This window comes from Azospirillum sp. B4 (genome assembly GCF_000333275.1).
GTDB lineage: Bacteria > Pseudomonadota > Alphaproteobacteria > Azospirillales > Azospirillaceae > Nitrospirillum.
This window is the reverse complement of the sequence record NZ_BACU01000637.1, coordinates 57,323-70,159: the sequence shown is the minus strand read 5'-3', so window position 1 is coordinate 70,159 and position 12,837 is coordinate 57,323. Positions and strand designations below refer to the sequence as shown.

Genomic DNA, 12,837 nt, shown 5'->3' with positions numbered 1-12,837 from the left:
AAGGCGTGGCGTCATGAACAAGGCGTTGTATGTGGTTTTCCTGGCCATGGCGCTGGATGCGGTGGGCATCGGCATCATCTTGCCCATCCTGCCGGGGCTGTTGCGCGAGGTGACCGGCACGGACGACGTGGCGCCGCTCTATGGCCTGCTGCTGGCGACCTTCGCCCTGATGCAGTTCTTTTGCGCCCCGGTGCTGGGGGCGCTCAGCGACCGCTACGGGCGGCGGCCCATCCTGCTGCTGTCGCTGGTCGGCGGGGCGCTGGACTATCTGGCCCTGGCCTGGTCGCCCAACATCTGGGTGGTGGCCGGCGGCCGCATCCTGGCCGGCGTCACCTCCGCCAACATGGCGGTCATCACCGCCTACATCACCGACACGACGGAGGAGGCGGGGCGGGCCAAGCAATTCGGGCGGATGAGCGCCGCCTTCGGGGTCGGCTTCATCGCGGGCCCGGCCCTGGGCGGCCTGCTGGGCATGGTGTCGCTACGCGCACCCTTCCTGCTGGCGGCGGGCTTGAATGGCCTGAACTTCCTGCTGGCGCTGCTGGTGCTGCCGGAGTCGCGGCCGAGGACGACGGAGCGCAAGCCCATCACCCTGGGGGCGCTGAACGCTTTCGGCTCCCTGCGCTGGGCCGTTGCCGTGCCGGTGCTGGCGCGCCTGCTGGTGGTTTATGTCCTGGCCGAGGCGGCGGGCCAGTTGGCCGGTTCCCTCTGGGTGCTGAACGGCCAGGACCGGTTCGCCTGGGACGCCTCGGTGGTGGGGTGGTCGCTGGCGGCATTCGGCCTGCTGCACGCCATCGCCCAGACCTTCGTGACGGAGCCGGTGACCCGTCGCCTGGGTGAACGGGGCGCCTTCATCCTGGCGGCGGTGGCGGACGCCGTGGCCTATACCGTCATGGCCTTCGCCACCCATGGCCTGGCCGTCTTCCTCATCATGCCGCTGCTGTCCCTGGGCGGCATCGTCGGGCCGGCGCTACAGGCGCTGATGTCCTTCCGCGTCGGCCAGGACCGGCAGGGGGAACTGCAGGGCACGCTGGCGGCGCTGGGCAGCCTGGTGGGCATCGGCGGCCCCCTGGTCTTCACCGCCGTCTATGGCGCCACCCGGTCCAGCATGCCCGGGGCGGTATGGCTGCTGGGCGTGCTGGCCTATGCCGTCGCCATCCCCCTGTTGCCCAGCCGGCGCGTCCTGGCGCCGGCCGGGGTGCCAGGGCCCGGGGTGTCAGGGGCCGAGGCGTCAGGGGCGTCAGCGGAGGAGTGACGGCCGTCGCGGCCCGGCGGATCGGTCCTGTTGCGCCTGGACCGTTTCCGCCTGGTCCCGGTGCGCCTGATCGGCGCCGGCATGGACCAGCAGGTTGTCGCGCAGGCGGCTGACCGTCTTCTGGATGACTTTGAATTCCTCCGGGGACAGGCCGGTGGCTTTTACCAGGGTGCGCTGGCCGCCCCGTTCCCGTAGCCGGCGGCCAGCCTCGGTCAGGCTGACGCGCACCTGCCGTTCGTCGGCGGGGTCGCGGCGGCGCCGCAGATAGCCCAGCGACTCCAGCTTCTTGAGGATGGGGGTCAGGGTGTTCGATTCCAGGAACAGCTTTTCGCCCAGGCTGCTGACCGTCTGGTCGTCCTGTTCCCATAGGGCGACGATCGCGATCCACTGGGTATACGTCACGCCCAGTTCATCCAGGATCGCCTTGTAGGCGCGCCCGTACGCCAAGTTCGCGGAATAGACGGCGAAGCACAGGAAATCCGCCAGCTTCGGCGGAGGAGCTGGGCTGTCCGGCGTCGGGACGTCTGGGGCTGTCATCACGCTTTTCCTTCAATACGCGCGGCACTTGATCGCGACCGCTCAAGTGCCGCTGGCGCGGGCGACCGCAGCACGAGCCCGTAGGCGGGCCGCCTGCACCAGGACCTCGCGGGTTCTCCATCGATATAGCACGGATGCGATTAAATCGGGAATTGACGTTTCGTCCGGTCGAGCCTATTAAAACTTATCCGATTAAATCGAATACGATTAAAAGGACGGTCCCATGGCTTCCATCCTCCTAGCGTATCTGGCGGGCGTGCTGACCATTGCCGCCCCCTGTATCCTGCCGCTGCTGCCCATCGTGCTGGCTCCGGCCCTGGCGGATGGTGCGGGCTTCCGCCGCCGGGGGCTGCCGCTGCTGCTGGGCCTGGCGGCGGCCTTCGCCGCGACGGCCAGCCTGGCGGCGGCGGGCGGCTGGGCGGTGGCGGCCAACCAGTACGGCCGCGCCATCGGCCAGGCTGTCGTGGCCCTGTTTGGCCTGGCCATGATGTGGCCGGCGCTGGCCGCCCGGCTGGCGGCGCCGCTGGTGGCGATGGGGTCGGGCCTGGTTGAACGGTTCAGCCCGAATGCCGCCCTCAACGCCGACGGGACCGTCGCGTCCTCGCTGGCCCTGGGCCTGGCCACCGGACTGATGTGGGCGCCCTGTGCTGGCCCCATCCTAGGCCTGGTCCTCAGCGCCGCCGCCCTGCACGGGCCGGGGCTGGATACCACGGTGGCGTTGTTCTTCTATGCCCTGGGCGCCGCCACACCGCTGGCTGTCATCATGGTCGGGGGCGGCCGCCTGGCGCGCGTCCTGCCGCGTGTCCTGCCGGGGCGGGCGTCGCGTTGGGCCGATGGCTTGCGGCGGGTGGCCGGTGGTGCCGTTATCGCCACGACGATCATCAGCGCCGCCGGTCTGGACGCCCGGCTGTTCCTGGGCGTGCCGGCCTTGCCCACCGACCGGGTGGAACGCGCCTTGGTGAAGGTGCTGGGCGCCCTTGAAGCCGGCGTGGCCCACGCCGCTACACTGCCCGTGGCGAACCAGGCCCAGGACCGGCCGCCGCTGACCGGCCCCCTGGCCGAGGTGCTGAAGGCCAAGGCCTGGGTCAACTCTCCTGGTCTGGCGGCGGATGACCTGCGCGGCCGGGTGGTACTGGTGAACTTCTGGACCTATTCCTGCATCAACTGCCTGCGCGCCCTGCCGCATGTCCGCCAGTGGGCGGCGCAGTACAGGGACCAGGGCCTGGTGGTGGTGGGCGTCCACACCCCTGAATTCGCCTTCGAGCGGGATATCGACAACATCACCCGGGCCGCCGCCACCCTGGACGTGACCTATCCCGTGGCGGTGGACAGCGACTATCGCATCTGGCGCGCCTTTGATAACCAAGCCTGGCCCGCCCTGTACCTGGTGGGCCCCGACGGTCGCATCATTCATCAGGCCTTGGGCGAGGGCGACTACGACAAGACGGACCGCGTCATCCGCAAGGCGCTGGCCGATGCCCAGGCCGCGCCGGCGCCGGCTCCTGTCGCCCCGGTCAAGGTCGAGGGCACGCAGGCCGCCGCCGACCTCAACGACCTGGCCTCCTCCGAAACCTATGTCGGCTACGGTGAGGGCCAGCGCTACAGCGGCCCGGATGACATCGTCGCCGATGCCGCCGCCCGCTACCGGCCGGTCAGCGGCCTGCGCCTGAACCGTTGGACCCTGGGCGGTGACTGGACGGTGGGTCGGGAATACGCCACCGCCGGCCAGGCCGGTGCCCGCATCGCCTATCGCTTCCACGCCCGTGACCTGCACCTGGTGCTGGCGCCGGGCGCCGACGGCCGGCCCGTGCGCTTCCGGGTGCGCATCGACGGCGCCGCCCCCGGCGCCGATCACGGCACCGATGTGGATGCCGACGGCCTGGGCACGGTGCGCGCCGCCAAGCTGTACCAGCTGGTCCGCCAGGCCGGCCCGGTGGCTGACCACACCTTCGAGATCGAATTCCTGGACGCGGGCGCCCGCGCCTACGCCTTCACCTTCGGCTGACCCCCGCCCTTTTCCTTGAGGAGAGTCCCCCCATGTCCACCTCGCTCGTGAATCCGGCCCGCCGTCGCCTGTTCGGGGCCGCCGCCGCTGTCGCCGCCGCCCAGTTCGGCCTCATCTCCAGCGCCAGGGCGGGCGCGCCCGAATCTCCGCCGGTGCCCGCCCCCTCGTCGGGCAGGGTTTTCACTGGGCTGAAGCAGGTGGACGCCGGCCCGCTGTCCATCGGCTATGTCGATGCCGGCCCGGCCAAGGGGCCCGCCGTCATCCTTCTGCACGGCTGGCCCTACGACATCCACGCCTTCGTCGACATGGTGCCCCTGCTGACGGCGGCGGGCCACCGGGTGATCGTGCCCCACCTGCGCGGCTACGGCACCACCCGCTTCCTGTCCGCCGGGACGGTGCGCAACGGCCAGCCGGCGGCGCTGGCCGCCGACGTCGTCGCCCTCATGGACGCGCTCGGGATCGGGAAGGCGGTGCTCGCCGGCTTTGACTGGGGGGCGCGTTCCGCCGACATCGTCGCTGCGCTGTGGCCGGAGCGCGTCCGCGCCCTGGTGGCGGTCAGCGGCTACCTGATCGGCAGCCAGGAGCTGGGGCGGAAGCCGTTGCCGCCCAAAGCGGAACTGTCATGGTGGTATCAGTTCTACTTCGCGACCGAGCGAGGCCAGCAGGGGTATGAGGCGAACCGGCAGGACTTCAACCGCCTGATCTGGCAGCTGGCCTCCCCGCAGTGGCGCTTTGACGAGGCGACGTACCAGCGCTCCGCCACCGCGTTCGACAATCCAGACCACGTCGCTATCGTCATCCACAACTACCGCTGGCGCCTGGGCCTGGCGGAGGGGGAGCCGCAGTACGACGCGGTCGAGCGCCGGCTGGCCGCCGCCCCCGTTATCACCGTGCCCACCATCACGCTGGAGGGCGATGCCAATGGTGCCCCGCATCCCGAGTCCGCCGCCTACGCCGGCAAGTTCACTGGCGCCTACGCCCACCGCCTAGTCAGCGGCGGGGTCGGCCACAACCTGCCGCAGGAGGCGCCCCAGGCCTTCGCCCAGGCGGTGCTGGACGTAATCCGGATGTGATCCTATCCCCCTATGGCTTCAGCGGCCGGCCCACGGCATCCATGCCGGGGTCGCCACCCTGAAGGTAGTCGGTGATGGTCAGGGGGCGGCCACGTACGGCGCCAGCGTGGTGCTGTGCGCCAGGCCCAGGGCGTGCAGCAGATCCGGGCGGGAGAACACTTCAGCGCCGCGCTGGTCCCGCAGGGTGTCGAGGCCGCCGTGCAGGCTGCGTGCGGCCGCCCGCAACGCGGCCGCGTCGTGGCCGTCGATGCGCAGCAGGCGCACACCCAGCAGGTCTTGGGGGCCGATCCGGGGGTATCCCAGGCGTCTCCTTCCGGCGGTTCGGCTGTTGGTTTGGATCAGCCTAAGCCGGGATCGCGGCCGGGCGCAGCTGTCGAGGCTTGTCCTCATGTCCAATCTATTAGGACTTGCGCTTGAAAGGGACGACGAGTGTGTCCAGTTCCTTGTCGCCATCACGATTTAGGAAGTACACCGTGTAGCTGTCGGCCCCGATCCGGGACAGGGTGAAACCATCGAAAAAGTACGTGTCACCTTCGCGCTCGACCAAAAGCCGTTCAATATGGGTGTCCTTCGCTTCCCAACCGGCGAGGCCTGATGTGAAATGCTTCACCTGTTGAGCGATGGTGGGGCCGATCTGGGCAAAGACCACGATCTCGTAAAACACCACACCGTCAGGGTTCATGGCGCGCACAAACCCTGGCATGTGACCGAAGGCGATCGGCAGTTTGACATGTTCGACCGGTCCAAACGGCATCTGTCCGATCCAGTCCCCTTCAAGCCATTTGAGATCACTAAGCTGACAGGGTTTCGGTGACTGTCCGGTTTTAAGCAACCGGATCATGGTGCGGGGATGGGGTTGGGCGGCGGTATCGGTCGCCGGAATGGCCAAGGCCATGACGGCGGGGATGGTGCCAAGACAGGTTCGTCGGGTTAGCATGGATAAATGTCCTGACCATCAAGACGGTCGGTAATCATGGGTGCCAATTTCGCGAAGCGTTTTAAGCTCACCGTCAGGGCCGCGCCGCCACAGGCGCACGCCGCTGCCGCTGACTCCGCCGGCCTTATCCCCGGCGCGCCAATCGACCTGAAATCTGAAGTATTCCAGCGCGTAGCCGCTTCCCAAATCCTGACAATCCTCCGTCCACACCCTGACCTCATCGAAGGTCGCGCCGCGACCATTTTCAACATAGGCCATCAGGTAGGGTCGGATTTCCGCCATGCCGATCTTAGCCGTCGAATTGCGCGGCATGAGGAGAGTGTCATTGGCATAGAAGCTCAGGCGCATCGCCAGATCATGGTTTTTGACGCCGGCGGCATTCCGTTCGTTCAATGACTTCAGCTCAGCGGCCAAAGCGGTGTCAGGCGGTGACGACGGTGTCCCTGCAGCCAGCTCGACAAAGAAGGCGCTTTCGTCAACGGGCGGGGCCACCCAGTTGCGCACCTCCGCCTTAAGGCGCAAGCCGCCATCCGCCTGCTCTTCCCAGACAAGCAGATATTTGCCTAACGCTGTCTCAGTCTGGCCGTTGGCCATCCGCCAGGCGATATTAAAGTCGCCGGTTTCTATCAGGGTCTGGCCGAAATCGAAGACTTCGCGGACCTTGGGCTGATAGGTCGTGATCTGTCGTCTGGCGCGTATCATCGCCTGCCAGACCTGAATCTGGCTCTTGCCGTAGAGCGTGGGTTGGGCGTCATTCATGCTTAGGGCATTTTCTAGATATGGCGCTTCGGTGTTCTGGCTTAACAGGGCGCGTCGTAGCGTTAGGTGGGCGCTCACGGCCTGTTCATAGCCCTGGCCGGAGGTTTGCGCCGCCAGGGACGACGGGCGGGAGATCGCTGGTTGGGCCAAAGTGTCTGGCGTAGCCGCAACCGCAGACATGCCAAAGCCTTGAACAGAAAAGCATATCGAACCAATCAGCCATCTGCGCATGGGGGCGGGTCTCCCGTGGACTTGTGCATCAGATTTGCCGCATCACCCCGGTGGCGACCAGCCGCTTTTCGCCGAAAGGGAGAGCGGTTCCGCCGAGCGGGATGGGCCGACAAATGCGGATATGCTATTTGTTTCCCATGGCCTCGCTCGCTTCACCTTTCCTGACGCGGGTCTTCACCATCGCCGGCATATGGCTGATCATTGGACTGGTGCTGGGAGGACAGTGGTACGTCAATGATCTGGCCTATGACGCCGCCAAGCCATGGTGGGTCTATAGTGCGGCCATTGTCGCCTCTACGCTGTGGGCCGCCATGACGCCGTTGGTGTTCGCTCTGGCCGGCCGCATTGGTTTTGAACGCGGCCACGCGCTGCGTAGCATCGGCCTGCATATCGTGACCGGTCTGCTGCTGTCCGTGGCGCACACCCTTATTTACGTTTTCATCCTGTCCCTGATCTTCGGCAGCGGTGAGAACATGCTGTGGCGCAAGATGGCCGGTAGCCTACAAGGCAATCTGCTGACCTATGCGACCCTGACCGGTATCGTCATCGCCGGACGCGCCTATCATCGACTGACCGCCCATGAAATCGATGCCGCCCGACTGCAAACTCAGTTGGCGGAAGCCGAAACCGCCGCTCTGCGCGCGCAGTTGCAACCGCATTTCCTGTTCAATGCCCTGAATGCCATTTCCGCCCTTGTGCGTTCAGAACCGCTGAGGGCTGAGCGCATGATCGCGCGCTTAGGTGAGCTTCTGCGCCTGTCGATCGACGGTCAGCGGGGCCCTCTGACGACGCTGGGTGACGAACTGGATTTCACCGACGCTTATCTGGCTATTGAGCAAGCCCGATTGGGGGAGCGGTTGACGATACTGCGCGACATAGCCCCCGATACCCTTAGCGCCGTCTTGCCATCTTTGTTGATTCAGCCGCTGGTCGAGAATGCCGTGCGTCATGGCATAGCCCCTCTGCCCACGGGCGGTACCATCACCTTGACGGCACGGATGGCGGAGGGGCACCTGCATTTGACCGTGCGAGATGATGGCGCAGGGGGTGGAGCGGTGAGGGAAGGGATAGGTCTGACCAACAGTCGCCGCCGTCTGGAACGGCTTTGTGAGGGCAATTTCGACATAGCCACCGCGCCGGGGCAAGGCTTTCGTGTCGATATCCGCATACCCCAAGGAGCCGTGGCTTGATCCGCACTCTGATCGTCGATGACGAGCCTCTGGCCAGGCTTCGATTGCGAAATCTGCTGGCGGCGGAAAGTGGCTTTAGTCTTATCGGTGAGGCTTTCCATGGGGAAATGGCTGTCGCCTTGATCGAGGCTGAGCGGCCCGATCTGGTCTTTCTTGATATTCAGATGCCGACCATGGACGGTTTCGAAGTCATCGCGGCCATAGGCGCTGACACCATGCCGACGACAGTTTTCGTTACCGCCTATAATGATTTCGCCATTAAGGCATTTGAGGTTCAGGCGCTTGATTATCTCCTTAAACCTTTTGACGATATCCGCTTCGGGCAGGTTCTGGATCGGGTGCGTAAGGGCCGCCGGTCATCAGGTGAACGGCTGACGCAGGTACTGGGCCTGATTCCGACACCGCCCCGCCTGATCGCCCGCTCAAGGGGCGTGACCCGGGTTATCGATTTGGAGGAAGTCGACTGGATTTCGGCGGCGGGGGATTATGCTGAGGTCCATTGCGGACATCGCGCGTGGCTGGTCAATGATTCCCTGTCCGCCCTGGCCACGCGCCTGCCGCTTGCCGATTTCGCGCGTATTCATCGCAGTGCGATAGTGCGGTTGGACAGGGTCGCCGAAGTCACGACCACCGCCCACGGAGATGGAACCCTGATACTGAAGACCGGATTGCGAATGAGGTTCAGCCGCCGCTACCGAACGTCCCTTGATTCATGGCTTAGAGGCGCGACTTAACCGAGCGCATGGATTGTGGGGAGACAAGCCCGACGCTGTGGCCGCAAATCCCGCGCTTAGGTAAGTGCAATAGGCCTGGCGCGGGGACATCAAAGAAGCCCCTGCGCCCGGAAGCTGAAGTGGCGACCCCGGCCGATGACCAAATGGTCGTGCACGGTGATCTCCAGGGCCTTGGCGGCATCCACCACGGCCTTGGTCATCTGGATGTCGGCCCGGCTGGGGCTGGGGTCGCCGCTGGGGTGGTTGTGCACCAGGATGACGCCGCTGGCCCCCAGTTCCAGCGCGCGTTTCAGGACTTCGCGCGGATAAGCCGCGGTTTGGTTCACCGTGCCGCGCTGCTGCACCTCGTCACGCAGGAGGGCGTGGCGGCCGTCCAGGAACAGCACATGGAACTGCTCCACCTGTTCATGCGCCAGGGTGCCCTGGCAGTAGTCCAACAGCTTTTGCCAGGATGACAGCACCGGCCGGTCCAGCAATTCGCGTTTTGCCATGCGTAATGCAGCGGCGGCGACGACCTTGATGGCACCGATGGCGGCGTCGCTCAGCTTGAACTCATCGCGCAGCACCGGCACCGGCGCCGAAACCAGCGCCCAGAAGGAACCGAACCGGGCCAGCAACTCCTTGGCCAGGGGCTTCACGTCGCGCCGGGGAATGGCCTGGAACAGCAGCAGCTCTACCAGCTCATAATCCTGCAGGGCTTCCGGCCCCTGGTTCAGGAAACGCGCGCGCAGGCGGTCGCGGTGGCCATGGTAATGGGGCGGCGGCTCCTTCTCCCCAATCGCTGGTTCCCCGGTCGCCGGCGCCGGCAGGTCCAGTTCTGGCGCCACGCCTTCCTCATCCCTGCGGCCCATGCCCATACCCCCGTTCACCCGTCCAGGCAGTATAGGGGTTGGGCGTTGCAGCCACCAGGGGTGGCGGAAAGCCTGGTGCCGGGCGGAATCATCCCGGCAAAACCTTCCGGCCCAGGCGGGCGCCCATGCGCACTGCCGGGTGGGGGCGCCTGATGCCCCACCGCCCCGACTCGCCGGATTTCCTGACGGTGGAGGTTGGGCCGTTCGCTGGCATATCTATTGCTTTGGGGTTACTTCGCCTGACCAGAGGAGTCCAGCCGCGATGCCCAACCCCATTCCCCTGTCCGTTATCAAATCGTCCCGCACCGACAAGTTTTCCGGACCCGGGGGGGAACGCGGGCCCGGGGAGGAACGCGGGGAAGAGCGCGGCGGGGACCCGTGGCGCGGCATCCCGCTCATGGAGGAGGAACGGCTGCGCCGCTACGCCAGGTCGCTGGGGGACCGCGCGTGGTCGGAGATCCTGATGCTGTACGCCGAATGCCTGGCCGATGCCGGCGTGGGCCTGGACCTGGCGTTGCAACTGGGCGCGGTGGGGGGCGTGCGCCACTACGGGTACCTGTTGACCGGAACGGCGGCGGAGATGGGCCCCCCCGGCCTGGCCCACATCACCCGCTTCCTGGCCCGCCGCGCTGTCCAGGGCGTGGCGGAGGCCGACGCGCTTCCGTCCCTGCGCCAGGTGCTGGCCAGCACCCAGGCGGCGGTGGGCGCCCTGCTGGACCAGCATCTCGCCGCGGTTCGGGGCCCGCAGGCGGCCAGCGCGTGAATCAAAAGCCCCGTCCAGGGGATCCGGGCGGGGCGTCATGGACCCTCGCGGCGCCCCTGCTAGGGCCGTTGGCCGGGCGCCGTTGGCCGGTGCCGTTGACCGGGTCAGGCCTTGGCGGCGTAGGGCGGGTGGTGGAAGCCCGCGGGGGATAGGGTGAAGATCTCGCAGCCGTCCTTGGTCACGCCCACCGTATGCTCGAACTGTGCCGACAGGCTCTTGTCCTTGGTGACGGCGGTCCAGCCATCGGACAGGATCTTCACGTCATAGCGGCCGATGTTGATCATCGGCTCGATGGTGAAGATCATGCCTTCCTTCAATTCCGTGCCCTGGCCGGGCTTGCCGAAGTGCAGGACGGACGGGGCGGTGTGGAACACCTTGCCCACGCCGTGGCCGCAGAAGTCGCGCACGACGGAAAAGCGGTTGCCCTCGGCGAAGGTCTGGATGGCGTGTCCGATGTCGCCCAGGGTGGCGCCGGGGCGCACCGCCTGGATGCCACGCATCATCGCCTCATAGGTCACGTCCACCAGCTTGCGCGCCTTCAGGGGGATGTCGTCGCCCACGAAGAACATGCGGCTGGTGTCGCCGAACCAGCCGTCGACGATGACGGTGACGTCGATGTTGGCGATGTCGCCCTTCTGCAGGCGCTTGTCGCTGGGAATGCCGTGGCAGACCACATGGTTGACGGAGATGCAGCAGGATTTGGGATATCCGCGATAGCCCAGGGTGGCGGATATGGCGCCATGGGCCTGGGTCCATTCCTCGCACAGGCGGTCGATCTCCTCCGTCGCCACGCCGGGCACGACGAAGGGGGTCAGATAGTCCAGCAGTGCCGCGGCCGTCTGGCCGGCCTTGCGCATGGCGGCGAAGCCCTCGGCCCCGTGGATGACGATGCCGCGGTCTTCCAGTTCATACTCTTCGTCCGCGGCGGCGGCCGCTTCGCCTCTGTTCATGCTTCAAATCCATGCCATGGGGCGGCCGACAGGCCGGTCCCAGCCAAACACCAGCGCCCGGCAACGGTTGGCCGGGGCACACGGTTCCGAACTTAGGCGCGACACGAGGCCACGGCAAGGCAATCCGGGGCAGGGCAGGGCCCCGAATCGGCGCGCCGGCGCGCTGCCGGCGGTTGGCGGACGGCCATTTCCCCCTATAATCGCGGCCGCACCCCGCTTGCCCATTCCGCCTGTCAGGAAAGCCGCCTTCCCATGACCACCGCCTGCCTCATCATCATCGGCAACGAGATCCTGTCCGGCCGCACCCAGGACGTGAACCTGAACCACCTGGCCAAGGTGCTGGGGGCGATGGGCGTGCGCCTGAAGGAGGCGCGGGTGGTGGCCGATGACGAGGCCGCGATCGTGGAGGCGGTGAACCAGACCCGCGCCCGCTACACCTACGTCTTCACCACCGGCGGCATCGGGCCCACGCATGACGACATCACCGCCGCGTGCGTGGCCAAGGCCTTCGGCGTGCCCCTGCTGCGCGATCCGGAGGCCGTGCGCCGGCTGGAGACCCATTACGCCGGCACGGGGCGGGAGCTGAACGAGGCGCGGCTGCGCATGGCCAACGTGCCGCAGGGCGGCATCCTGATCGACAACCCGGTGTCGGCCGCCCCCGGCTTCCAGGTCGGCAACGTCTTCGTCATGGCCGGCGTGCCGTCCATCATGCAGGCCATGCTGGCCGGCCTGACCAACCGCCTGGTGGGCGGCCCGGTGGTGCTGGCCCGCACCGTCCGCTGCCTGGTGGGGGAGGGTGAACTGGCCGGCGGCCTCAGCGCCATCCAGGACCGCTACGCCGACGTGGACATCGGCAGCTACCCCACCTATCGCGAGGGCCGCTTCGCCACCAGCCTGGTGCTGCGCAGCCCGGACGCGCCGCGTCTGCTGGCGGCGACGGAGGAGGTGGCGGCCCTGGTGCGCGGCATGGGGGCGGAGGCCGAGGTGGTGGAGGGGGCCGCCTGAGCGGGGAAGATCCTCGACCGGCCTTGCCCTGCACGCCCCACCTCCGCTAGTTTCCCAGCGGCCTCGACCCTGGATGCCCGCTTGGCGGAACAGGTAGACGCAAGGGACTTAAAATCCCTCGCCCTCACGGGCGTGCCGGTTCGATCCCGGCAGCGGGCACCACGGGTGGGGCTTTTGTCCGATTACTGCTCCCGATCTTCCGCCATGTCCTCGGCCAGTTCGCTGGCCAGGTCGACGAACAGGCCGGGGTCGACCGTCAGGCCCTGGGCCTCGTTGATGCGCACGAAGATGCGCCAGGCATGCAGGATGGCCACGTCCAGGATGGTGTCGTCGGCCTCTTCCGAATGCTTGTCGCTGATCCCCCGTTCCTCCAGGGCCGCCTTGATATCCAGGTCGGCGGCTTCCAGCACGGCTTCCATGGCGCGCTTGTGGGGGGTGGACATGGTGGCAACTCCTTGAATAACAATCACATGGCTATAGGCTGAGCGCCCAGGTCCCGAATCTCGCGGACGGGCCTCCGGGTCCATCATAGCGGATGGTCCGGGCG

General features: G+C 66.9%; 14 protein-coding genes and 1 tRNA gene. 8 read left to right on the top strand and 7 right to left on the bottom strand.

What is annotated here, in order from left to right; translation table 11 throughout:
* Window positions 1-13: 13 nt before the first annotated feature.
* A complete protein-coding gene (locus I55_RS28715) occupies window positions 14-1,255 on the top strand; it encodes a TCR/Tet family MFS transporter (RefSeq protein WP_044564136.1) in 1,242 nt (413 codons plus the stop codon).
* On the opposite strand, the gene I55_RS28710 is transcribed toward I55_RS28715, so the two are convergent.
* A complete protein-coding gene (locus I55_RS28710; protein ID WP_083901497.1) occupies window positions 1,241-1,792 on the bottom strand; it encodes a MarR family winged helix-turn-helix transcriptional regulator in 552 nt (183 codons plus the stop codon). The genes I55_RS28715 and I55_RS28710 overlap by 15 nt on opposite strands.
* A 223-nt stretch (window positions 1,793-2,015) precedes the next feature.
* Here I55_RS28710 and I55_RS28705 point away from each other — a divergent pair, with 223 nt between their 5' ends.
* Complete coding sequence (locus I55_RS28705; RefSeq protein ID WP_044564135.1) at window positions 2,016-3,797, top strand: cytochrome c biogenesis protein CcdA; 1,782 nt, start codon at window positions 2,016-2,018, stop codon at window positions 3,795-3,797.
* Window positions 3,798-3,829: 32 nt separating this feature from the next.
* Entirely contained in the window at window positions 3,830-4,870 is a 1,041-nt protein-coding gene (locus I55_RS28700) for an alpha/beta fold hydrolase (protein ID WP_044564134.1), read from the top strand.
* A 78-nt stretch (window positions 4,871-4,948) separates the two neighbouring features.
* Here the strand turns inward: I55_RS28700 and I55_RS36480 are convergent, their stop codons facing one another.
* Genes I55_RS36480 through I55_RS28685 form a run of 3 tightly spaced genes read right to left on the bottom strand, consistent with a single transcriptional unit; the run spans window position 4,949 to window position 6,797 of the window.
* A complete protein-coding gene (locus I55_RS36480; RefSeq protein ID WP_148294038.1) occupies window positions 4,949-5,260 on the bottom strand; it encodes a hypothetical protein in 312 nt (103 codons plus the stop codon).
* Window positions 5,261-5,270: 10 nt separating this feature from the next.
* Window positions 5,271-5,807 carry a DUF6265 family protein gene (locus I55_RS28690; protein ID WP_148294037.1) on the bottom strand — a complete coding sequence of 179 codons (537 nt, stop codon included), beginning with the start codon at window positions 5,805-5,807 and terminating at the stop codon, window positions 5,271-5,273.
* A gap of 18 nt (window positions 5,808-5,825) precedes the next feature.
* On the bottom strand, window positions 5,826-6,797 hold the full coding sequence (locus I55_RS28685) for a hypothetical protein (protein ID WP_148294036.1): 972 nt from the start codon (window positions 6,795-6,797) through the stop codon (window positions 5,826-5,828).
* A gap of 137 nt (window positions 6,798-6,934) precedes the next feature.
* Here I55_RS28685 and I55_RS28680 point away from each other — a divergent pair, with 137 nt between their 5' ends.
* Both I55_RS28680 and I55_RS28675 read left to right on the top strand, forming a co-directional pair.
* A complete protein-coding gene (locus I55_RS28680) occupies window positions 6,935-7,987 on the top strand; it encodes a sensor histidine kinase (protein ID WP_044564176.1) in 1,053 nt (350 codons plus the stop codon).
* Window positions 7,984-8,721: a LytTR family DNA-binding domain-containing protein gene (locus tag I55_RS28675; protein ID WP_044564130.1), complete on the top strand. Its 738-nt coding sequence runs from the start codon at window positions 7,984-7,986 to the stop codon at window positions 8,719-8,721. Before I55_RS28680 ends, I55_RS28675 begins: the two co-directional genes overlap by 4 nt.
* A gap of 89 nt (window positions 8,722-8,810) precedes the next feature.
* Here the strand turns inward: I55_RS28675 and radC are convergent, their stop codons facing one another.
* Window positions 8,811-9,572 (bottom strand): DNA repair protein RadC, encoded by a 762-nt coding sequence (gene radC, locus I55_RS28670; RefSeq protein WP_252181348.1) that lies wholly within the window; start codon window positions 9,570-9,572, stop codon window positions 8,811-8,813.
* A gap of 262 nt (window positions 9,573-9,834) precedes the next feature.
* On the opposite strand from radC, the gene I55_RS28665 reads away from it, so the two are divergent.
* Window positions 9,835-10,335 (top strand): hypothetical protein, encoded by a 501-nt coding sequence (locus I55_RS28665; protein WP_044564129.1) that lies wholly within the window; start codon window positions 9,835-9,837, stop codon window positions 10,333-10,335.
* 104 nt (window positions 10,336-10,439) lie between these two features.
* Here I55_RS28665 and map read toward each other — a convergent pair whose 3' ends face one another.
* On the bottom strand, window positions 10,440-11,285 hold the full coding sequence (map, locus tag I55_RS28660) for a type I methionyl aminopeptidase (protein ID WP_044564128.1): 846 nt from the start codon (window positions 11,283-11,285) through the stop codon (window positions 10,440-10,442).
* A gap of 252 nt (window positions 11,286-11,537) precedes the next feature.
* Here map and I55_RS28655 point away from each other — a divergent pair, with 252 nt between their 5' ends.
* Together I55_RS28655 and I55_RS28650 are read left to right on the top strand one after the other, a co-directional pair.
* The gene (locus tag I55_RS28655) at window positions 11,538-12,290 is read left to right on the top strand and encodes a molybdopterin-binding protein (RefSeq protein WP_044564127.1); all 753 of its coding nucleotides are present in this window, start codon (window positions 11,538-11,540) and stop codon (window positions 12,288-12,290) included.
* A 75-nt stretch (window positions 12,291-12,365) separates the two neighbouring features.
* A tRNA-Leu gene (locus I55_RS28650) sits at window positions 12,366-12,452 on the top strand.
* 20 nt (window positions 12,453-12,472) lie between these two features.
* Here I55_RS28650 and I55_RS28645 read toward each other — a convergent pair.
* Window positions 12,473-12,733: a hypothetical protein gene (locus I55_RS28645; RefSeq protein ID WP_044564126.1), complete on the bottom strand. Its 261-nt coding sequence runs from the start codon at window positions 12,731-12,733 to the stop codon at window positions 12,473-12,475.
* Window positions 12,734-12,837 lie beyond the last annotated feature (104 nt).